18 protein-coding genes are annotated in these 22,657 nt (G+C 35.4%); all 18 read left to right on the top strand.

From position 1 onward, the window contains the following. The first annotated feature begins 1 nt into the window (after nt 1). Nucleotides 2–316 (top strand): DUF4133 domain-containing protein, encoded by a 315-nt coding sequence (locus tag BW951_RS17910; protein ID WP_074231894.1) that lies wholly within the window; start codon nt 2–4, stop codon nt 314–316. Then, nucleotides 288–3,362 (top strand): TraG family conjugative transposon ATPase, encoded by a 3,075-nt coding sequence (locus tag BW951_RS17915; protein ID WP_175608845.1) that lies wholly within the window; start codon nt 288–290, stop codon nt 3,360–3,362. Before BW951_RS17910 ends, BW951_RS17915 begins: the two co-directional genes overlap by 29 nt. Continuing rightward, the gene (locus BW951_RS17920) at nt 3,349–4,017 is read left to right on the top strand and encodes a hypothetical protein (RefSeq protein ID WP_074231895.1); all 669 of its coding nucleotides are present in this window, start codon (nt 3,349–3,351) and stop codon (nt 4,015–4,017) included. Before BW951_RS17915 ends, BW951_RS17920 begins: the two co-directional genes overlap by 14 nt. Nucleotides 4,018–4,027: 10 nt before the next feature. Beyond that, entirely contained in the window at nt 4,028–4,711 is a 684-nt protein-coding gene (locus BW951_RS17925) for a hypothetical protein (RefSeq protein ID WP_074231896.1), read from the top strand. A gap of 48 nt (nt 4,712–4,759) precedes the next feature. Next, nucleotides 4,760–5,428: a hypothetical protein gene (locus tag BW951_RS17930; protein WP_074231897.1), complete on the top strand. Its 669-nt coding sequence runs from the start codon at nt 4,760–4,762 to the stop codon at nt 5,426–5,428. 6 nt (nt 5,429–5,434) lie between these two features. Then, complete coding sequence (locus BW951_RS17935; protein ID WP_034975929.1) at nt 5,435–6,265, top strand: hypothetical protein; 831 nt, start codon at nt 5,435–5,437, stop codon at nt 6,263–6,265. Between the two features lie 2 nt (nt 6,266–6,267). Further along, the gene (locus BW951_RS17940) at nt 6,268–7,503 is read left to right on the top strand and encodes a TraJ family protein (RefSeq protein ID WP_074231898.1); all 1,236 of its coding nucleotides are present in this window, start codon (nt 6,268–6,270) and stop codon (nt 7,501–7,503) included. 54 nt (nt 7,504–7,557) lie between these two features. Then, nucleotides 7,558–8,172 carry a conjugative transposon protein TraK gene (gene traK, locus BW951_RS17945; protein ID WP_074231899.1) on the top strand — a complete coding sequence of 205 codons (615 nt, stop codon included), beginning with the start codon at nt 7,558–7,560 and terminating at the stop codon, nt 8,170–8,172. A 2-nt stretch (nt 8,173–8,174) separates the two neighbouring features. Further along, a complete protein-coding gene (locus BW951_RS17950) occupies nt 8,175–8,528 on the top strand; it encodes a hypothetical protein (protein WP_074231900.1) in 354 nt (117 codons plus the stop codon). Beyond that, the gene (gene traM, locus BW951_RS17955; protein ID WP_074231926.1) at nt 8,524–9,729 is read left to right on the top strand and encodes a conjugative transposon protein TraM; all 1,206 of its coding nucleotides are present in this window, start codon (nt 8,524–8,526) and stop codon (nt 9,727–9,729) included. Before BW951_RS17950 ends, traM begins: the two co-directional genes overlap by 5 nt. Nucleotides 9,730–9,733: 4 nt before the next feature. Beyond that, nucleotides 9,734–10,603 (top strand): DUF4138 domain-containing protein, encoded by an 870-nt coding sequence (locus tag BW951_RS17960; protein WP_076395287.1) that lies wholly within the window; start codon nt 9,734–9,736, stop codon nt 10,601–10,603. A 16-nt stretch (nt 10,604–10,619) separates the two neighbouring features. Continuing rightward, entirely contained in the window at nt 10,620–10,925 is a 306-nt protein-coding gene (locus BW951_RS17965; RefSeq protein ID WP_123902444.1) for a hypothetical protein, read from the top strand. Between the two features lie 51 nt (nt 10,926–10,976). Then, nucleotides 10,977–12,968: a type IV secretion system DNA-binding domain-containing protein gene (locus BW951_RS17970; RefSeq protein ID WP_076395289.1), complete on the top strand. Its 1,992-nt coding sequence runs from the start codon at nt 10,977–10,979 to the stop codon at nt 12,966–12,968. A gap of 1 nt (nt 12,969) precedes the next feature. After that, a complete protein-coding gene (locus BW951_RS17975) occupies nt 12,970–13,845 on the top strand; it encodes a M23 family metallopeptidase (protein ID WP_076395298.1) in 876 nt (291 codons plus the stop codon). Continuing rightward, entirely contained in the window at nt 13,835–14,548 is a 714-nt protein-coding gene (locus BW951_RS17980) for a hypothetical protein (RefSeq protein ID WP_076395291.1), read from the top strand. The genes BW951_RS17975 and BW951_RS17980 overlap by 11 nt, the downstream gene beginning before the upstream one ends. Before the next feature lie 17 nt (nt 14,549–14,565). Next, nucleotides 14,566–16,548, top strand: coding sequence for a hypothetical protein (locus tag BW951_RS17985; RefSeq protein ID WP_076395293.1), 1,983 nt, complete (start codon nt 14,566–14,568; stop codon nt 16,546–16,548). 79 nt (nt 16,549–16,627) lie between these two features. Beyond that, the gene (locus BW951_RS17990; RefSeq protein WP_034975921.1) at nt 16,628–17,308 is read left to right on the top strand and encodes a hypothetical protein; all 681 of its coding nucleotides are present in this window, start codon (nt 16,628–16,630) and stop codon (nt 17,306–17,308) included. Next, on the top strand, nt 17,305–22,464 hold the full coding sequence (locus BW951_RS17995) for a helicase-related protein (RefSeq protein ID WP_042279187.1): 5,160 nt from the start codon (nt 17,305–17,307) through the stop codon (nt 22,462–22,464). The genes BW951_RS17990 and BW951_RS17995 overlap by 4 nt, the downstream gene beginning before the upstream one ends. Nucleotides 22,465–22,657: the final 193 nt, after the last annotated feature.

The following is a 22,657-nucleotide window of genomic DNA, read 5'->3' on the forward strand; positions in this document are numbered from 1 at the left end:
TATGGGATTCTACCTTTATAAGGGGCTCAAAAAGCCCCTTGTATTCTTCGGACTCAAAGGAAAATACATCTTTTATGCAGTCGGCGTCATCGGAGGCGGGGTCATATCAGCATTGGTACTCTCAAAGTTCGGTCTCTTAGGCTCTTTATTGGGTCTTGCAGTCACCGCAGGCGGAGTTTATCTCATCTTCAGAAGACAGGACAAATATGGTTTGTATGACAAAACCAAAAACTTCGATCAGATCTTAATTTTTCCAAAAAGGTTACATAATAATAAACTTTTAAAGAATGGCAACAATAAAAAAACAAGCCTTTAGCATCCCATTTATTGGATATGATCAGGGAAAAGATTTCAATTGGGATTTTGATGTTCTTTTCGGACAGTACGGGAATCCTATTATCGGGATCAAAATAAAAAATATTGTTGAGCAATATTCGGCAGACCCGGATAGCTATCTCAATTTCCACACGGTTTTAAATCAGGTGGTATCAATCATTGGAGAAGGAAGAATTGTTCAGAAGCTCGATATCTTTTCCAAGAAGAAATATTCAGCCGAACAATCCAACCAATTTCTACAACAAAAATATTCGGAACATTTTGACGGCAGACTTTTCAAAACCATTGAAACGGTTCTGTTCTTTACCGATATTATTGATGACAAGCTGAAAAAGAAAAATAAGCATTACAATTTCTCTGAAAAAAGCTATAAAGAACTACGGGACAAATGTCAGAAAGTATTGATGCTTTTGAAGCAGAATGACTCTGAACCGCAGTTTTTGTTTGAGAAAGATTTTGAATATTATATATCAGGTGTTTTGTCGATGCAATTTTCCGATTCTCCCATATTTGATAATATCAAAAGCACCAACGAATTTTTGCAGATCGGAAACAGGTTTGTAAAAAATATTTCCTACGTGGATGTAGAAAATATTGATCTTCCTTCAGAAATTGAGCCTTACTCTGTTCTCGGCGGTAACGGTGCAGCAGCAGAAACAGCAGTTGATAATTTTAGTTTTATCAATGAACTAGAAGATTATGAGACCATTGTCTACAATCAGATCATTACGATTCCGCTTCAGGCACAACAGCAGAGGGAACTCGACAAAAAAAAGAAAAAGCACGAAGGAGCAGCCAACAATTCTCCGTCCAACGCCATTATAGCAGATGAAATCCAGACCCTGCTTCATAACATAGCCATTGACGGACAGCTCGTTGTCAATGCTCATTTTTCAATCCTTTTTTCAGCACAGACACTGGAGAAAATGGAAAATATTCAGTCAATGATTGAAAACAAGCTTTTTACGAAAGGAATCATTGTTTCTAAAAACGCTTATAACCAATTGGAACTCTTTCGGTCAGCTATTCCGGGCAATGGAACAGAACTTAGGGAGTATGATTTATTTATGACGACAAGCGAAGCGGCCTTGTGTTTTTTTTTTAAGGAAAGTTACCCCGTCAATGAAGAGTCCAATTTCTACCTGAGATTCACCGACAGACAAGGTGTTCCGCTAAAAGTTGACCCATCGGATCTACCGATGAAAACAGGAAGAATAAACAACAGGAACAAGTTTGTATTAGGACCGTCAGGTTCGGGGAAATCATTCCTGATGAACAATATTATTGAGCAGTATTTGACCTACAATTATGACGTGGTCATTGTTGATACAGGAGATTCGTATTCGGGAACGTGCAAATATAAGGGAGGCAGATACATCCAATACACTGAAGAAAAACCAATCACGATGAATCCTTTTCTTATGGATCAAAAAGAATTTAATATCGAAAAAATAGAATTTTTAACCAACCTGATCTTCTTGATTTGGCAAGGTCCGGATTCTTCAATGTCTTCCGCACAAAAATCCATTTTAGACAATGTGTTGATGTCGTTTTACCACGGGTATTTCAATGCTGGAACTCGATGGTATGAAAATAAAACTTCTGAAGAACTGATTCTATATCTCGGAAAATACAACATTCACGAAGATGATCTATTCACGGAATATGAGAATGAAGCAAAAGGACAGCATACTTACTATGACATTTTGGGAATTACTTTCGATGCCAGTTCCGATGAAATAAAGGAAGCGGGAAGAAAATTATTGAAATTCTATCATCCTGATAAGAACATCAATAACCCGGAATATGAAAGCGAAAATTTCTATAAAGTGTATGAAGCGTATGACACGCTGAACGATGAAGAAAGAAGGAAAATATACAATGAAACGCAGTTGATTTTAATCAAGTCGAATGACATCATCAGGCAACCCCGATCAGCAGAAGAATGGAATGAATCCTTTAGAAAAGCCATCATCAGGAAAATAAAAGAACTGGAAGAAAAGCTGGTTGTAACAGAACTTTCGTTCAATGGGTTTTATGATTATTGCGATCAATTTCTTCCTATTTACCTGAATAATAAAAAACATAATATTATAGAGAAAGAGTTTAATCTGCGCACCTTTTTATTTGTACTGAAAGATTTTTACAAAGGCGGAAGGTACGGAACGACTTTAAATGAAAGTGCAGACAATACGCTTTTTGATGAAACATTCATCGTTTTTGAAATTGACAACGTAAAAGATAATCCCAAACTCTTTCCGATCGTGACGCTCATTATTATGGATACTTTCATTCAGAAAATGAGGCTTAGACAAGAGCGTAGAAAAGCCTTAATAATTGAGGAAGCGTGGAAGGCAATTGCAAGTAAATTAATGGGTGGATACATTCTCTATTTATACAAAACAGTAAGAAAGTTCTGGGGTGAAGCTGTGGTTGTAACTCAGGAACTGGACGATATTATTGGAAATGCTGTGGTAAAAGATTCCATCATCAATAATTCCGACACTTTTATTTTGTTGGATCAGACGAAGTTCAAAGATAATTTCGACAAAATCGCATCATTGCTTTCGCTCAATAAAGTAGAGCAAAACAAGATTTTCACCATCAATAATCTGAACAACAAATTCGGGAGAAGCCGATTCAAAGAATTTTATCTGAAAAGAGGTTCAAAAGGCGAAGTCTATGGAAATGAAGTGTCCTTGGAGCAGTATTTAACCTACACTACAGAAAAGCCTGAAAAATCAGCTGTTGAATATTATGTTCAGAAATACGGAAACTATGATGAAGCATTACGCAGGTTAGTCGGTGATTTGAAAACCTTTGGAGATAGCCTCGAAAACTTTGTATCACTCGTGAATTTATATCAAAATCCTTTGGATCAAAAAATCAATTCTTTTTACAGAATGATGAAAAATGAACACAAAGGAAGGAATGTTTTCAAAATCATCTCTCAGGAATTAGAAGACCGAAATCTCAGCTTTTTAGAATTAATCAACCAAAAACAAGAGCTATATGAAAAAATTTAGTCTCAAAATAGCAATGCTGCTTTTCCCACTTTGGGGGACAATGGGATTCGCTCAAAACACTTACATCGACCCAACGGTAACGGCAGCAATGATTCTCTATTCAGAAAATCTAAAAGCCAAACAGAATGAAGTCATCGAAGAAACTTCAAAATTAAAGGACGCACAAACTTGGGTGGGAACTAAAATGGTGGTCGCCAATGATATTCAGAATAAAATACTGAAGGGATTAAAAGAAGTTTCAGGGACATTACAAAACGGAATTCAGGCACAGGAAATCTATTCTGAACTCAATAAATGCTACAATTATTCATCACAAGTGGTACAATTAGCATCACAGCAACCTGAGTATGCGATATTCGGTGTGAAGGCTTCGCAGAAAACCTACGAGCAAAGTCTAAAAATTGTTACCGATGTATCAGATATTCTCGCATCTGGAGAACTTAATCTTGCTACCGCAGGAGATCGATACAAAATTCTTCATAATATTTCCGAGAATGTAAAAAATCTGAAACTGTGGCTTTTGGCGATTAAGTTAAGACTTGAAAAAGCCAATCGATTGGGATTTTGGAATTCCATTAATCCATTTGCAGGATACATCAATACAGACAAAGGTATTGTTGAAAACATAATGAACAGATATAAACGGAATTTTTAAAAATCATACGATGAAGAAAGTTTTTCAAATTCTACTGATTCCAATGGTTTATATCGTGCTGACTTCTTCCGGCGGTGGTTCTACACCGGCTTGGCAGCAGGAAAACGTTTCCTTTCCGATGATGGATATTGTAATTAATGCGACGATGAAAGAACACGACAGACAAAAAGAAATGCGGCAAAAACAAATAGCCAATACCACCGTAGAAACAGCCAACAGAGCCCAATGGAATCAATTCAAGGAAAAGATTACAAAGATACAAGATCGGCTTAGGATTGTTTCATTTGCTATTCAGGCTGTACCGACCGGAATAGCAATGAGCAGGGAAATAACGAAAATAACAAACAATCAATCCGCCATTATCAATGAAATAAACGATGCTCCTTATTCAATTATTGCGGTATTGCCTTCTCAGGTTCAGTTTGTTGATGACCTGCAAATGGTAACACGGCTAATAACAGGGATCATTTTGTCTTACGGAGCTATTAACCAAATGGAAAAATCAGAACGTAAAGTATTATTAGACTATGCTTTAGATGAAGTAAAAGCAATAAGCAGAAATTCTACTCATATGCTTTTGAAAATTAGAGATATCAAAGCCAAAGTAAAACGTAATAAAAGAGCCTTTCAATATTATGTCAATAGAGATAAGCAAGTAGTTGAAAGCATAATGGATAACATCAAATCTTTCTAAAATGAAATCAAAGATTCGCAAATTCTATAGCAAAAAAGTAATAATGATATGAGCAAAAAAATATTTCTTTCCGGAGTTTTATTCTTCTCCGTTGCATCGGTAAAAAGCCAGCAAATAGTCATTAATGATAAACTCCTTTCGCAGATCACCGTAAATCACGGTGTTCGATTGGGAAGCGAACAAGCTTTTTTGGATTCCTATGAAAAGCAAAAAGAATTGTATGATGACATCAACAATAAAATCACGCAGATCATAGCCATTCAGGAGTATATCTATCAACAACTGAAAAATGTGAATTCAGCTTTGACCCAGAGCAAGAAACTTATTTATCTCTATCAATATTTAGGTAAAATAGTGACGAACTCCAATAAAATGCTGGATCTATCAGCGCAGCATCCTGAATATTCCGTACTCATTTCAAAATATTATGTTGAAATAGGCAAGCAGACGATGAAGCTTCAGCAGGAAGTTACCCAGGATATTCTCAATGAAGACAAAGATTTTCTGATGGATGCAATGGATAGGGAAATGCTTATTGAAAAGATATTTACCCGTGTCAGAAATATCAACGGAAATATTCTGTACATCAATTTACGGTTAGAGAATGCCAAGAAAATCCCTTATCTGTATCAGGTTCAGGTTCTCCGCAATTACATCAATATAGACAAAGCCATTGTTGGCGACATCATCACTAAATACCATTACCTCTTTAATTAAAAAATTATGGGAAATCTACTAAAAAAAATCAGTCTATTTCAGTTGCTCTTTTTTACAGCCACTGTGTTTGGACAATTGAGTGTAAAGAGATTGAATGACCCTTCCATTGTTGCTCAACATAAAAGAATTGTCTTTCAAGATTGGGGAGATTGGAGACCATATCCAAAATATTTTTTGGGAATCCAAACCAATTTTGCCTACGCAACAGTCTGGGGAATATGGGCTCCAAAGATCAACAGGGATTATAAAGACGGTGAAGATATTCGACCATTAAAACCTACAGGGGTGCAAAATCAGAGATTCGCCCAGTTAAAATTTCAGGAGGAAGAAGCAAAAAAAATAAAAGCAGCTTCAGATACCATTCATAAAAGAAGTGTTCAGGATTTTGCCCATTGGACGTCCGCTACTGTTGATGCCGATCCTCTTTGGCTTTTGTATTACAAACGAATGTTAAAACCAATTACCGAATTCCCCGACCATCCACAAAATTTTATTGAATGGAGATTGAAAGACCAACAAACGTTTGAAACGCTCAATACGACAGGAACCATTAGAAGGCTTAAGGAAGAGCTGGATCTCATCAAAGAAAAATACGCAATGTCCAGAAGTATGGATATGCCAAGAGGAAAACGGTTCATTATGTACCACGAAACCCTTATTAAATGGAGAAAATTTGTGCGAGAGTTAAGGGATTACAATAACAAGACAACACTTCTTACAGATTACAAAAATATTTTAAAGAACCATTCAAATTATGCTTTGCCACCTGGTTGGACACCCGCTTCAGACCAGCAAATTGTTCAAAATTTGATGAATCATTATAAACACCGATTTTAAAAATGAATAAAACGATAACATTAACTTTTTGCTTATTAACAATTCTTTTACCTGTTATGGGTTTCGCCCAGACAGACGGTGATTACAGCAATCTACTCCAATTTTTAAAGGGAGATGGTGCCTTTGAAAAGTGGTTTATGGAAGTTTTTACAAAACTGGACAACAGTGTGCAGGATAGCGCCGCCGGTTCAGCTTTGGTAGGAAAAGCAATAGGCGGTTTAGGCGCTCTGATGTACCTCGGGTACATGGGCTGGCAAATGGCTGCCGGAGACAGAGAATGGGAAATCACACCGATGCTGAAACCAATTCTTATTGGATTTACGCTTGTTTATTGGAGCGGATTTGTCAGTATGATTCAGGCACCATTTGAAGCCATTGCCGAGCCCGGAATATCAATTTTCAGCGAGATAGAATCAGAAGTTAACGACTTAAGGGTCGAGAGATTTAAGAAGCAGCAGCAATTACTCGATGCTGTCATCAAATTAAAGGCGGAAGAAGATGCCAAACAGGAAGTCATTGAGAATACTACTGAAGATGCGGATGATTCTTGGTATGACATCAGCGAAGGATTGGATAAACTCATTCAGCCCATCAAGGAATGGTCGATAAGAATGGAATTCCAAATGCAAAAATTAGTCGCGGAACTCATTGAGTTTGTTTGCCTGTCGATTCTACGCATTTGCGTGTATCTCATTTTCTTCATTCAGAAAATATGGTCTTACATTTTAATTATTTTGGGACCGATAGCTGTTGGAATGGCTCTTATTCCCGGATTTGAAAATTCATTATACAGTTGGGTCTCAAAATTCATCAACATTAATCTTTACACTTTTGTTGCCTACACGATCATCAACATCGGTCAGCAATTGATCGCTTCCGGTTATACAATGGAGATCGAAAGGTATGATACCTTATTATCCAATGGAACCATTACCAACTTAGACGCTTTAATGGTCTATGTGAGTAATTCGGGAATGATCTATAACCAGCTCTTTACCTGTGTTGCCTATGTTGTAACAGGTATCGGGGTTTTAATGACTCCAACTATTGCCGACAGTATTGTTTCAGCAGGAGGAGCCGGGGCGATGACGAAAATGAAAAGTGCCGCAGGAAAAATGGCAAGTAGTGCTAAAACAGCAATCTTGGCAGCTAAAACAGGAGGTGCTTCAGTAGCAGCAAGTGCAGCAGCAGGTTCCGCTTCGGGAAGGGTTAAGGAAGCGATGAAAAACGGAAAATAAATGTTTTACGCATGACCAACAACCTAACACTATCAACCAACAACTAAAATAAAGATGCTTATCAAAAATATAGAACAAAGAATCAAGATCAACAAGGTCATTTCATTATCTACCATTGCTTTTGCTGTTTTTATTGTCATAGCCGGATTTTTCTTTGCATACAGAATGATCGAGGATTCCAGAAAATCAATTTACATTTTAGACAATGGTGTTCCGGTTCTTGCCAAGCAGACAGATGTCCTGCTGAACCGACCTGTTGAATACAAAGCTCAAATTGAATTATTCCACCGATTGTTTTTCACGCTCGCACCAGATGATACCTATATCAAGGATAATATTCAAAAGTCATTGTATCTCATCGATGACAGCGGAAAAAAGGAATATACAAACCTAAAGGAAAAAGGTTTTTACAATCAGATCATTGCCTCCAGTTCGATGGTAAGTATTCATACTGATTCAATTGCACTCAATATGGAACAGAAGAAATTCTCTTTTTTCGGGAAACAGATGATCACACGAAAATCTTCTGTCATTACGAGGAAGCTCATCACCGAAGGTTTCTTTGAAGACATCATTAGAAGCCCCAATAATCCCCACGGTGTGATTCTTAAAAACTGGCGAATCATCAATAACGAAGAAATATCCAATCAAAATAAAAACTCTTATTAAAAATGGAAACTACATTAAAACAAAAGGGTCAGAAATGGCTTCAGTGGGCAGTTCAAAATCCAAAGAAATTCTTTACGTATTCAATGATTCTACTGTCGGTTTCATTTATTGGGTCTCTCATTCAAGGTGTCTTTTTCTCTTCCGACACTACGTTCAAAATAAGACCTCCAGTCCTCTATTCTAAGAGTAAGATGAGTCAAAATCAATCCTTAAATAATGATAAAGAGATGGAGAAGATTGTAAACGAACTGAAAGCTTTAAAAGTAAAAAGAGACCAAAATGCTTTGAAAAAAGAAGACAGCTTACGAATTGACTACTTGTTTAACCAATACCAAAAACTAAAAAATGGACATTAAAAAAATAAATTTTAAAGAAAAAAAATATGTTCTGCCACTTCTGGCTTTACCGTTTCTTTTTCTTTTCGGATATGTAGGAGCGCAGTTTGTCAAAGAAGACACGTCCGAAAAAGACAAGCCAAAAGAATTATCTCTTTCACTGGGGGATACGCAGGATTCCATTATGACCAAAAATGATGCTTACGATGCGTTTTTCAAAAAAGAGGACAACCGAACGATGCTTGGTGGTTTGGACAAAGAAGAGGATAGTTTACTGAACTATGATGATCAACTGTCCTTAGCACAAAAAAGGAAAATAGATTCATTAAAAGCAGTCAATGGCAGACAAAATCAATATGAGGCGAAAGGAAATCAATCCTCCTATTACAAACCAAATCAATCACAAAGTGACGATAAAGATTACAACAGGTCTTCGGAGATCATCAAAATGCTGAATGACAAATCTTACGGAGACCAAGAAGATAAATACGCTGATACACCAAAAGAAAAGACACAAAGTGTCCAACCAGACCCTGTAAAATATCTGAAAGAACAAATGCTCGTGATGGATTCTTTAGAAAAATCCCGTGACCCTGAGTACCAAAGTAAACTTGCCGCAGAACAGAGATTGAAATCAAATAAGGATAAGATGGACGATTTTCTCAATTCAACTTTCAATGTAAGCAAATCCGGAATAAACAGCGGTTTTAATGCTTTCTATAAGGAGAAAGATAACAGTTTTATCAAAGCGGTCATTGACGAAAATAACAAAGGCTTTCTGGGCAGCAGAATCAGGTTCCGCTTGTTGGAAGACATTTTTGTCGGAAACATAAAAATAATCAAAGGTTCGATATTATATGGTCAAATCTCAGGATTTTCAATGCAAAGAGTCAATCTCAATATTGTTTCAGTCTTTACCAAAGGGGAAATCTACCCTGTCAATCTATCCATTTACGATGTTGACGGTATGAAAGGACTGTACGTTCCGCAAAGTATTTTCAGAGATATGATGAGGGAAATGGGAAGTAACTCCGTACAAGGAACTCAAATGGATATGGGCGGAAAAGGATTCTTCTCAAGTATTGGATCCAGCCTGTTTACATCAACATCCAAATCTATTGCCAACCTGATCAAAGAGAACAAAGCAAAATTGAAGTACAATTCTTATGTCTTTCTCATCGACGAAAAACAATTGAAAGATTCACAAAACCAAAAAAAATAAAACAATGAAAACTTTATTATACACGCTTTTAATTTTCGTAGCAAACTTACTCACTGCACAAACAGCAACCAAAGAGCAAATTATTTCCGACTTACCGGAAATTGAAATTACTGAAGGAATCAACCTGCATATTATTTCGCCGGAGCCCATTCAGTATGTGGATCTGTCAACAGAAAAACTGACTGGAGATCTTCCAACTACCAATATTGCCAGAATAAAAATCACAGACCATCCTGATTCTGACGAGAAAGGAAAAATCAAAACACCATCTGTTTTTTTTAATGGTAAGAAAATCGGAGTGATAACCGTTGTTGCTCAATCTTTCATCGCACAGTATAAAGCTGTTTACAGAAACCAGGACAACCTCAATACGATTACCAATATCCATATTCAACCCGAAGCGATGCAACCTATAGAGTTTGATAAAATGGTTTTCTCAAATCTTGAATTGCGAAAATTTGCGATGGATATTATTCAAAAAAAATCTGAGAAAAATCCAATTAGAGAAGAGAAAAATTTAAAACTCAGCTTTCAACTCAATAATGTATATGTGATAAGCGATTACATCTTTTTGGATATGACTATCAAAAACAATTCTAATCTGAGCTATGATATTGAGGATTTGAAATTTTCGTTAGAAGACAAAAAAATCCACAAAGCAACAAACAACCAAAGTGTAGATCTGACGCCCATTTTACAACTCAATCCTCAAAAGCACTTTAGGAAAAATTTTAGAAACGTTTATGTTTTCAAAAAATTTACCTATCCAAACAGTAAGGTAATGATGATTCGCCTCATTGAAGAGCAACTCTCCGGACGTACCATAGAAATGAAGGTCAATTATTCTGAAATTCTTAAAGCCGATACCTTTTAATTTAATGATTTATACAATGGAAAATTTTTCAATTACACTATGCTTCGCGCTCTTGCTATTAATATTTACCTACCATTCTATTTTGATAATCATTTTTTCTAAAAAACGAAAATTACTCATAAATGACTATGAAAAGCTATTAAACCTTAAAGATTGGTATGAGAAAATATCTGAAGAAGCAAGCCGCTCATACATTATTGAGAGAGTCGAAAAAAGAGGAAATGAGCTAATTAATCAATTGAATCTGTTGAATTCCAATCTTATTGCAATAACAAGAAAAGCAAAAAAAATTGCAGGAACAGCAACAAAAGCTACACAGTAACCTATTAGAAGAACACAAATTACTGAATCAATACTTCGAAAATTATTCTTAATGCAAGAACAACAACATCAAATCAAGATCTATGGCTTTCTACAAAAAGCTGTCTATGCAGTCGTTGCATTAGATTGTGCTTCGCTTTTTTACCTTAATGCTGATGTTCGGGTATTATCAAACTTGTTAAAAAATTTTTCAAAGCTGAGTTTTATTTACCCGCCCATCAATGCCAAATTTGCAACATTAATTTTGATTGGATTAGTAGCTGTAGGAACAAAAGCCAAGAAAAAGAAAGACCTTAATATTAGTAAAGAAATTATCGCTCCTATGATTTTCGGACTGCTGATGATTTTCTCTTCGCTGATATGGCAAAATGAGGCAGGAAATGCAACACTTCCAAAAGTATTTCCCGGCTTCAATCTCTATCAGGTAATTTATGCTGTTCTTTCTTTTTTGGGAGCCGTTATCCTTCAAATGGGTGCAGACAGTATTTCAAAACTGATGCAGCAGAAAATGGGAAAAGACCGATGGAATGTAGAGGAAGAATCCTTCGATCAAAACCAGGAGTTAGTGAACACTGACACATCGATCAACATTCCTTACATCTTCAGATATAACAATAAGACATATAAAGGGTATATTAATATTGATCCTTTTAGAGGAACAATGGTCATCGGAACACCGGGTTCAGGGAAGTCGTTCGGTGTCATCAATCCTGCCATAAGACAAATGATCGCAAAAGGTTTCTGTCTCTGCATCTATGATTTTAAGTTCCCGGATTTAGCCCAAATTGCTTATTATCATTATCTATTAAAGAAACAAAAAGATCCCAATTACAAACATCAATTTTATGTTATCAATCTGAATGAAGTTGAAAAATCAAAACGAGTTAACCCGTTTCATAAAAAGTACATCCAAACTTTGGCAGAAGCCCAGGAAATGGCAGAATCGATGGTTTCATCTTTACAGAAAGGAGGTTCCAGTTCCGGAGGTGGTTCTGAAGCTTTCTTTACCCAATCTGCGATAAATTTCCTTTCGTCCTGCATTTATTTTTTTGCAACATTCGAAAATGGAAAATATTCTGATTTACCTCATATTCTTTCCTTTATGAATAGAAGCTATAAAGAAATTTTCGATACTCTTTTTACCAATGAAGAAATTTTCTCTTTGCTGTCACCTTTCAAGACGGCCTATGACAACAAAGCATTTGACCAATTGGAAGGCCAAATCGGAACACTCAAAATTTTCCTTTCAAGATTGGCAACAAAAGAAAGTTTTTGGGTGTTTTCAGGAGATGAAGTAGAATTGAAGATAACCGACAGAGATAATCCTTCTATTATTATTCTGGCATCAGACCCGGGAACACAGGATATTAATTCTGCATTGTATTCTTCGGTATTAAACAGGACTTTAAGATTGATCAATTCCAAACACAATTTACCGGGAGGAATTATCGCAGACGAATTTCCGACGATTTATATTCATAAAATTGATAACATCGTAGCAACTGCAAGGAGCAATAGGGTTGCAGTTTTATTAGGGCTTCAGGAACTACCACAACTTCGACAATTTTATAAAAAAGAAGTAGCAGATACCATTTCTGCAATTGTTGGAAATATTCTTTCCGGTTCCGCCAGAGACAAAAATACGCTCGATTGGCTGGAAAAACTATTCGGAAAAATAAAACAGAAGTCATACTCACAATCTATTTCCCAGCAAGGAACGACCACCAGTATCAATGAAAAAATGGACAATATGATTCCTGCCGGAAAAATTGCGGCTCTGAAAACAGGAGAAATGGTTGGAATGATCGCACAGGGAGAAGAAAACGCTGCTGAGGAATATAAAACGTCTGCAATTAGGGGTAAAATAAATTTGGATATGAAAGCCATTCAAGAAGAAGAAAAACACTATGTGAAAATGCCCTCTTATTATTCTTTTGTAGATAAAAAAGGAGTTAACCGCAAAGAAGAAGTGTTGATGACCAACTTTAGAAAGATCAACAAAGAAGTGGAACTCATTGTGAATGAAAATATTAAAGCTGCATAAAATGAAAAAACTAAAATACACATTTACCTTGATGGCGCTGTTTTACAGTTGTTTATCATCTGCGCAATTTAATACGATTACACCAACAATACCGAAAAAATCTGAAAATCCAAAGCTATCCGAAAAATCTAATATTGAAGATCCAGTAAAACAAAAGAATGCTAAGAAATCTTGGAAGCAAGTTTTAAATATCACCACAAAATCAGATTTAAAAAATGAAACCAAAGGTTCGACGAAGTGGTTAACGAGTCAAATTGATTCTTTGAAAATGTTGATTAAAGAATCTAGCAGTGTAAATGAAGTACGAAAAAATGAGTTTGAAAAACTGAAAGATTCCTTGGTGCTGCAATCACTGAATAGAGTAGAAGAGGCACAGCAAACATCAAAAAAACAAAACTTTTCTACAACGTATGATTTCGTAGATGAGCCGGCGGCATCTTTTTCAAAAATTGTGATGCCCCTTAAAAACAAAATTACAGTTACATCTTCTTACGGGACAAGAACGCATCCTATTTTCAGAACAAAAAAAACGCACAACGGTATCGACTTAAAAGCCAGTTATGAAAATGTTTATTCCGTTTTGGACGGAATTGTTACTGCAACAGGTTGGGATTCTAAAGGCGGTGGAAATTACATTAAAGTAAAACATTTTAACCGTTTCGAAACCTCGTACCTACATCTCTCAGAAATATATTATCGAGTTGGAGAAAAAGTAAAAGCGGGATTCATCATTGGAAAAAGTGGGAATACCGGAAACTCTACGGGTCCACATCTGCATTTTTCGGTGAAAGAATTTGGACAGAGCATCAATCCTTCTCATTTCTTAAATGACCTCATAAAAGTAAACAATTTAATAGCAAACCATTATGAACACTAATACTTTACCAACAGACGAACTAAAGAAATATGGAATTATTAATGAAGATAATTCTTATTCAAAAAAACTAAATGCGGATGATATTCAGAAGTTTCTACAAGGATATACCATCGTTGCGGATAACGACAAAAGCAGAGCAACTTTTCAACTGACTGATAATAATACCAAACTTAAGGTCATCCATTTAGAACGAGACAAAAACCTACCGGAAATACTTAAAAACAGTAAGGACAGAGTTGAATATACCGATATTCAAAAGGTCTCTAACAATCTGTTGCCGGAATTTTCGACGCTTGAAAAAAAAGCTTTCATTTTCGACAAAGAAACCAATAAGGTAGTAGAATTCGATTTCATTAAAAATGCAAGAGAATTGACCGCAATTATTGCCGACAAAAAGAATACCGAAGAACTTAACCGTTACATAGCAGAACTTCTAAAACTTAAATCTTTTCTGCAAGATAAAATAGTTCAGTTCCCAGAAATGGCAAAAGAAATTACGAATGATTTGAATATTGTGTCCAAAGAATTCAATACGGTTGCTGGAATCTCTGAAAAGCAAAATCACTCTCAAAAACAGGAAAAATCAGACGTACAACTGAATGTGAACGACCCCGATGTCTATCAAGATGCCAATCGAATGAGAGAGGAGGAAAGCCAAGAGCAGGACGAGGAAATACAAAAGTCAAGAGGTTTTAGAAGATAGCTTAATAGGTGGAAAAAATGGAAGATAATCTAACCTGGTTTGATAAGAATATAACTCCAAGAACAGGAGCCTATAAAAATTTTGTAAAAGAAATGGAAAGTATGTCACCTGAACAGTTTTTTCGGGACGGAGAGAGGCTGTTTACTGATAAAGAGAAAAAGTTTATGGTAATTCACCAATCTAAGGGAAGAGCAGTTATCATAGGTTCAAATTTCACATTGAAAACAATTTTTCATTCAAATCCCGATCTCGTTACTAAGGATACATTTAACAATCCTGCTGAATTAGTCAGATTTATTGAAAAGCAACAACTAGCCAATAAACATTTGATTTTGCAAAATAACAGGGAGTCTACTGAAATCACTGTAAGTAGCGAGTCAAAAAAGCAGAAATTTCTTTCTGATCTCTGGGCTCAGGAATTGGAAAAAAAAACTGATTTAAGTTCCGGATTGACCTATACACAAATTGATGAAAAGCAAGCTCATCATTATCGAAATTATGAAGTTGAAGCTGCAAAGATATCATTAGAAGGGATTCATCAAATTGAAATGACTGATCTGGAAGAAAATGCAGACTTTTTTTCAGATGAAGGCTTTGAAGAAAATTTAACCCCTGCATCTGACCTTCCGGACGGCTGGACCTGGAACGATTACGATGATGGGAGTGGCTCGCTGAAGAGTCCAAGCGGTCATAGGTATTACAGCTATGATCTGCAAACTCAGGAATATACATTACCGTACGGTCGGCGAGAATGGACAGGTATGAGAGATTTTTATGATGCTCCAAAAAGTTTGAACGAATTCAAAAGCTATGTCGAAAACGACTTAAAAGCAAAAGCGGTGCAAAATAATCTTTATCCGAAACTTTCCGAAGAGGAAAAAAATGATATTCTCAAATACAGGATCTTTATGAAAGAAAACGAATTCATACTGGAGAACTTGCAGATCACAGCGAGCCAAAGAAAAGCTTATTCAGAGAAAATGGAATTCGGAACAACAGATGGAGATTATTCTCTTACAAAGGCACAAATGGACACAATCCCAAATGTTATTGATGGTCATACGTTGTCAAAAAATGACAAATACGAATTGGCTTTCGGCCTATTGGAAAAACAGCTATATGGGGAATCCTACGAATTATTGGATAGCGGTGAAATTCTAAAAAATTATCTGGATGAAAATGTTTTTTCAAGAAACAGAATATTAACAATGAATGATATAAAATTTAACAATCAAACCCCAAACATTATGGAAACACAGAACGAATATGAACCATCTCAGTATCCGAAATTTCAATTAAAATATCTTGGTTTCGGAGAAGGAGAACAACTGCACAAAGATTTAGAAAACGGAATTAATGCTCCCGAAAAAGAGTTCGAAATTAAAACCACTTCCGACAAAACGATGCCCGGAAATGAAATGGAATTCACGTTAAAATTCAATAAGATAGAAAATGGAAGTGTCTTTATGAATTTTTATAATGCTAAACTCACTAAAGCAAATGGCGACGTTATCTCCCACAATTTTCCTGTTAACAGGGTGAATACATTTACTGCTAAAGAAGCAGTCAACCTTTTGGAAGGGCGTACGGTAAAAATACAATTTCACAATCCGAAAACAGAAAAAATAGAACCTGCATTTGCCAAACTGAATTTTAACGAACCCAAAACCGAAAAAGGAAATTACAATTTCCAGAATTTTTACAAAAATTATGGAGTTGATACGGCTCAGATCGTAGAAAAATCCAAACTGATCTTCGATAAGCCGGAATGGAAGGAAAGTACCATAAAATCTTTGGAAAAAGGAAATATCGTGAAGGTAAAATTTGAATTGGATGATAAAGTAATAGAAGGCAAAGCGGTGCTGAATCCGCAATACAAAAATCTGAATCTGTATGATTCTGATATGAACAGAATCAATACCAACAAGCCTTTAGAAGGTTTGGAACAAGACAACAAGCACGAAAAAAATAACGTGAAAGAACAAAGTATTAAACGATAGATAACACTTACAACCAATCATTTATTTCCCAGCGGTAAGTCAAATTAATTAGGCTGCCGCTTTTTTAAACCCTATATCTATGAAAAAACTTTTAATACTACCCAGCTTGTTTTTTCTTTTTGTAAGCACTTCCTGCCACAAAGAAATCAAATCCGAAAAAGGAGGAATCGATGTTGTCTCCAATGTATATTTTGATGTTTCCAAAAATCTGAACAATATCCAAAGTTTTCATTTGTCAAGCCTTAATTATTCAGGAGATTCCATAATAGAAAGGATTCCGGATGTTGATGCTCCCGAAATAACCCAACAGATTTATTTCATTAAAGATTCATTGTGCTATACTATTGAAAATGAAAATCCCGGCAAAATTATTCTGTCAGACATCATAAAGAAACAAAAGCCGCTTTCGGTTGAAAAGAAAAAAGGAGGAACATTGTTTTCTCAGGAAAAAATCCCCAATTACAGAAACAGAAAAAATCTGAATGATACGGTTTTGTTTAAGAAAAAATACAAACGATTTGAAATCAACTCACCTTGGATGTACACCCGGTTTTACATTTATCCAACGGATACTATTTTACCGTACTCTATTTACAAACACGCGGAAAAGGACTACCACGGAAGGCTCGAAAGGATTGATTCTTACAATAAAAAGACGGACATATTCGTGACGCTTCAATTAATATCAAGAAAAAACTGGGACAGTGAAGCCAAAGAAATTTTTGAATTTAACCACTTCATAAAAAACAGAAAAAAGTGAAAGATGAAGATTTTTTTAATGAGATAAATGATGACATTTCTGTAGTTGAAGGAAATAAAAAGGAACTTATTGTTTTCACAAACAGTAAGGATATGCTTTCATTCTTGGAGCTTCTTCAATTGAACAAGCAAGTCAATAATAGAACAATTATTACCTTAAATTCCGGTTCCAATAGCAAAAAGTTCCTCAATAGATACCAGAATTATGATGGCAAAATGTTTTTATGTCTGAGCGGGGACAGAACAGGAAATGCAATAACCAGAAAAATTCTTACAGAATTTAATGGCAAAAATATCAAAGACGTTCGTCCGTTGTATGAAATTTCTGAAAATGGGAATCAAGACCTGACCGAATATTTAGAGAATAAACTCAATTTTCAAGATAAAAATACTAATTTAGTTGAACCAAAAATTTCTGAAAATGAAAGCAATGCAATTGAATCCGGAACAACATCCGATCCTCAGCAAGTGGGAAACGGAACACCTGAACAAAACACTGGAGAACTTGGCTCAAAAATCCAATCCGAGCAAAACGGAAGTTACGAAAGCGGACAAGCAGTGGGCAGCAACAATGCTGGAAATGGACTTGCAGGCACAGAACGGAGCGATTTGGGAAACCGAAACCGAGGAAGAGGATCCAATGGAGGAACACAACCGCAAAATGATGAAAAAAATGAGGGAAGAGAATATTCCTTGGGCGGAATCGTATCCGGGAGAGCTATATCCGATAGAAGAAGATCCGATAGAAGACCTTCCGAGGTAAGTGAAAATTCAACAAATAAGGTAGAGCTAGATGTTCTCATTTCAAAATATAAAGGGCGAAAACTTAATAATGAACAAGTTGCGGAAGTAGTTTCTGCAGCTTGTTTTGTTTCTAATGACAACAGAATTCTTCTCAAAGAAAATCTGAAAGTCACGGATGATTTAAAAGAAATCTGCAATCAATTCCAAAGTGGCGGAACCGCAAAAGAAGGCAGAGGGATTTTAGATGAATATTACACACAAGATAAAATTGTCGATGCAGTCCGCAATTTAATCAAAGACCATTTCAAAACTCAAAAAGAAATTTCTGTTTTAGAACCCAGCGTTGGTACAGGAAATTTTATCTATGCCACTCGCGAATTATCTGTAAATTCTAAAATTACAGGCTTTGAAATCAACGAAACCACGGCGAAAATTGCAAAAATTCTACATCCCGAAGTCGAGATCAACCTTCGTTCGTTTGAAACTGAATTTATTGATGACAGAGGTAATAAAAAAGACTCAAAAGATTTTTCAGAAAGATATGATTTGGTCATCGGAAATCCGCCTTATGGCGAACATCGTGGGCTTTACAAAGGATTAGGCGAAGAACCTAAAATTTCAAAATACGAAGATTATTTTGTTAAACGGTCATTAGATTCTTTGAAACCCAACGGCGTTTTGGCGATGGTTCTTCCATCAGGTTGGCTCAACCGACAAAAGAATTTACAGAATGCTAGTGTTTTGGAAGGTTTCCGTTTACCCAATGGCGCTTTTGCAGGAACACAAATCGGAACGGATATTATCATTCTCAAAAAAAACAATCACCAGATTTCTGCGGATATTTCCAAATATTTTGAAAATAATCACACAAGAGTTCTCGGGGAAAACCGTGAGAAAACCAATCGTTTTGGGCGTTTGGAAAATTATATCCACGGAAATTTGGATGAAGCTCTCTTTAAGATTGAACAATTTAAAAATAAAAAAGAAACCGAGAGAATCGGAAATCTTTTTGAAGATTTGTTTTTAGAAAATACTGAGTCCAATTCTGTTACAAAAGTTCCTGTAAAAAAAGAAATTATTGCGGAGAAAATAGATGAGTTGAATTTAACAGAAACTCAAGAAAAAATTGAATTGGTACTTTCTAAACTCAATAACATCAAGTTTAAATCTCCCACCATTACGACTGAAATAAGAAAGTATGAAAAACTGCGCGAAGATTTAATCACAAAACCAGCATCGTTTTCAGAAGAAAAATTAAAAGAATTGATAGAAAAAAGTGATAGAATAATTTCTATTCACAATACGAGAACTGAGAAGGAATATAAAGTCCAAACGGAGCCTTCCATAAAGAAAGGAATTTTAAAATATCAATTCTCCAAACAGGATGAAATTGTAAATACTTCCTTGCAAAATAGTTCAAACATTACGAAAGAACAAATTGAAGCATTCAGAGATACATCTTACGATGGAACGCTCAACAATCACGAAAAACATTCCAAATTTTCAAATTATTCTGATGGAGTTTGGATTCACGATTTTTATTATGCAGAAGGAAATATTTATGCGAAGTTAGAGCAGCTCGAAAAAGATTTTGCAGATAAAAATGCTGTTGGTGGAACGGAAAATCAGTACGAAAAACAAAAAGCATTATTAGAAAATGTTCTACCAAAAGCGAAATCTTTAGATGAAATTTATATCAGTCCGAACCACGAGTTCGTGCACAAATTTGAGTTAGGCCAAATAGAAAAAGACCAATATAATCATATTACAAAACGTACCGAATCAGTCATTGTAGATTACAATCTTGCGGAAAGATTCAAAGACTTTGTAGGCACTTTGTCAAGTGAAGCCTTTGCGGGTTCTTCAGCTTGGGAAGTGCGAAGCTTTGTAGATAATGAAACGGTTACAGGAAGCGATAAAGAGCGAAATGCGTTAGTCAGAGAAAGACGAAAAGCTGCTGCGAATGATTTGTTTTACAAATTTGTACGTGAAGAATTATCAGATGACATTAGAACTCGTTTTGTAAAAGATTTTAACCGCAATTACAATAACATCCACGTTCCGGATTATTCTAAATTCCCATTGTTTTCAAAGATTCATAAGAATTTCAAAGGAAAGGAATTTAGATTAGCAGAGGTTCAGAAGGCGGGAATCGGAAGACAGACCACAAAAGGCGTAGGACTTTTAGCGCACGAAGTGGGTTATGGAAAAACATTGTCCGGAATCCTTTCAATGCACGAAGCAATGGAAAGAGGAAATGCGAAAAGACCAATCATCGTAGTTCCGAATGACAGCATTATGAAACAATGGGTGGAAACGATTTTTGAAACGATTCCCAACGCGAAAGTTAATGTTTTAGGGAATTTGGGGAAAGATTATGACCTTTCAAAATTTGATAATAAAGACGGAGAAATAACCATCGTTACTTATGAAGGTTTTAACAATATTGGATTTTCATCAGAAATAACCGAAGAACTTTCGTCAAAATTCAGTTACATCTCTGCAAGTGAAATGAAGGGCGTTACCAATACCGAAAGAGACCTCCAAATTGAGTTTCAGAAAGAAAAGGAGATTGAGGGAAAAATGAAGCGTGGTAAAATCTATGACTGGGAAGATTTTGGATTCGACCATTTGACTTACGACGAAGTTCACAATGCCAATCATATTGTAGGAAAAGTAAAAATTGAGGACCGAAGATTTGCGTCCGATTTTAGAAGTCAAAACCAACAGACTTCCAAACTGGGAATCAATACCTGGATGGCAGCTCAGTACATTCAAGACAAAAACGACGGAAGAAATGTGACCTTGCTTTCCGCAACGCCTTTTACCAACAAGCCTTTGGAATATTATTCCATTCTTTCTTTAATAGCAAATAAAAGATTAGAAGAATCGGGATATTTCAACGTCAATACTTTCTTCGAGACCTTTATGGAAGCGGATAATGATATGGAAATTGATGCAAAGGGTGATGTGAAATTTAAAGCCAACGTTCGGAGATTTAAAAATAATTCGCTGTTTCAACAATTACTTTCGGAATTCATTGATATAAAAGGAGAAGAAGACAATCCTGAATTAATTCGTCCCAACAAAATTAACAAAGAATATAAAATTGAACAGAATGATCTCACAAGAGAACAGTATGAGCTGCTCAATGAAAATTTCAGTGAGACTGAAAAAGGAGCAATTTTAACACATATTCTCAATGCCAGATTGATTGCTATTTCACCGTATTTATCGCCATTTTATGATGGCGAAGAACCTTCAATAAAAAAATTCATAGAAAATTCTCCGAAGTTAAAAGACACGATGGATTTGATAAGGCAGAACAAAAAAGATCTTCCTGACTCAGGACAAATTGTGTATTCTGAATTAGCAGTTGCTCAGTTTCCAAAAATAAAAGAATATCTCATAACAGAAATTGGTTACAAACCCGAAGAAATCGGAATCATTACCGGGGCGACCAATAAAAACCAAAGAATTTCTATTCAAAATGATTTTAATGAAGGAAAAATAAAAGTAGTTATTGGAAGTGAAGCCATTCAGGAAGGAATGAACCTTCAGGAAAACACAACCGATGTTTATATGCTTACGTTGCCATATAATTTTACGTCACTCCGACAAGTGGAAGGACGAGCCTGGAGGCAAGGAAACAAGAACGAAAATGTGCGGGTTAATTTTATGCTGACCAATGACAGTATTGATGTGTTTATGCTTCAAAAACTGCAATCCAAACAGGCAAGATATTTAGAAGCAATGAAAAAAGGAGCCGATGTTTTGGATATTTCAGACATCAGGACTCAAGAATTAAAAACCTCCATCATTACCAATCCCGAAACCAGAGCCAATATCGAAATCGAACTCATTAAAAAGAAGATTGAAAGTGAAAAAAATAAACATTTGGCCGATAGTGCATTTGTTCTGAGAAAATATGAAGATGTTTTGAAAGTAAAAGAATTGGTAACCCAAGCCGAGCATTCATATAATAGAATTGAAGGCTATTCGAAAAATGGCGATGCAAATGCTGAATATTGGGCAACCCAATTACCATCATATCAAAAAACAATTGAACTTCATAAAGTTCAAGTACAAGAAGTAATTGAAAATTTAGCTCAGAAAGGAATAGATGTTACTCAAATTGAATATCAAACCAAAATGACTGAAGATAAAATTGCGGAACTGGATAAAAAGCTGGAAGAGCTTCCAGCAGTTAGAGAAAATTTAGTAGTTCAATACAGAATAGAAAAAGAGGAACAGCTTAAAGCGAATGAAAATAGAAATTATGTGAGAGAAAGAGCGAGGGAAAATACAGTTTTATATAACAATTTAACAACAGTAGATTTTATAGATAAAGTATTAAACCAAAAAGAGAATATTTACTTAGATAATTTTCAGAATGTTGTCCGAAGAAGGTAGTTATTTATTTGTATATAGCTTAGTAAGATATATTTATATTGATTGTTTAGTACGGATTATTAAAAGAGATTTGTGCTTTGTAAGATACTGTAGTATAAATAATTTTTTTTAAAAGTCTTGTTAGTAATAAATTTTAAAAAAATAGATAAAATTTAATATATATTTATAAATGTAAAATAATTAACTTTGTCGC

Source organism: Chryseobacterium gambrini (genome assembly GCF_900156825.1).
Classification (GTDB): domain Bacteria; phylum Bacteroidota; class Bacteroidia; order Flavobacteriales; family Weeksellaceae; genus Chryseobacterium; species Chryseobacterium gambrini.

What these genes read in the sequence shown, in the direction of transcription:
- BW951_RS17925 (WP_074231896.1), top strand. Translation starts at nt 4,028, where the DNA reads ATGAAGAAAGTTTTTCAAATTCTACTGATTCCAATGGTTTATATCGTG.
- traK (WP_074231899.1), top strand. Translation starts at nt 7,558, where the DNA reads ATGCTTATCAAAAATATAGAACAAAGAATCAAGATCAACAAGGTCATT.
- BW951_RS17970 (WP_076395289.1), top strand. Translation starts at nt 10,977, where the DNA reads ATGCAAGAACAACAACATCAAATCAAGATCTATGGCTTTCTACAAAAA.
- BW951_RS17930 (WP_074231897.1), top strand. Translation starts at nt 4,760, where the DNA reads ATGAGCAAAAAAATATTTCTTTCCGGAGTTTTATTCTTCTCCGTTGCA.
- BW951_RS17960 (WP_076395287.1), top strand. Translation starts at nt 9,734, where the DNA reads ATGAAAACTTTATTATACACGCTTTTAATTTTCGTAGCAAACTTACTC.
- BW951_RS17975 (WP_076395298.1), top strand. Translation starts at nt 12,970, where the DNA reads ATGAAAAAACTAAAATACACATTTACCTTGATGGCGCTGTTTTACAGT.
- BW951_RS17980 (WP_076395291.1), top strand. Translation starts at nt 13,835, where the DNA reads ATGAACACTAATACTTTACCAACAGACGAACTAAAGAAATATGGAATT.
- BW951_RS17940 (WP_074231898.1), top strand. Translation starts at nt 6,268, where the DNA reads ATGAATAAAACGATAACATTAACTTTTTGCTTATTAACAATTCTTTTA.
- BW951_RS17910 (WP_074231894.1), top strand. Translation starts at nt 2, where the DNA reads ATGGGATTCTACCTTTATAAGGGGCTCAAAAAGCCCCTTGTATTCTTC.
- BW951_RS17920 (WP_074231895.1), top strand. Translation starts at nt 3,349, where the DNA reads ATGAAAAAATTTAGTCTCAAAATAGCAATGCTGCTTTTCCCACTTTGG.
- BW951_RS17985 (WP_076395293.1), top strand. Translation starts at nt 14,566, where the DNA reads ATGGAAGATAATCTAACCTGGTTTGATAAGAATATAACTCCAAGAACA.
- BW951_RS17935 (WP_034975929.1), top strand. Translation starts at nt 5,435, where the DNA reads ATGGGAAATCTACTAAAAAAAATCAGTCTATTTCAGTTGCTCTTTTTT.
- BW951_RS17965 (WP_123902444.1), top strand. Translation starts at nt 10,620, where the DNA reads ATGGAAAATTTTTCAATTACACTATGCTTCGCGCTCTTGCTATTAATA.
- BW951_RS17990 (WP_034975921.1), top strand. Translation starts at nt 16,628, where the DNA reads ATGAAAAAACTTTTAATACTACCCAGCTTGTTTTTTCTTTTTGTAAGC.
- BW951_RS17915 (WP_175608845.1), top strand. Translation starts at nt 288, where the DNA reads ATGGCAACAATAAAAAAACAAGCCTTTAGCATCCCATTTATTGGATAT.
- BW951_RS17950 (WP_074231900.1), top strand. Translation starts at nt 8,175, where the DNA reads ATGGAAACTACATTAAAACAAAAGGGTCAGAAATGGCTTCAGTGGGCA.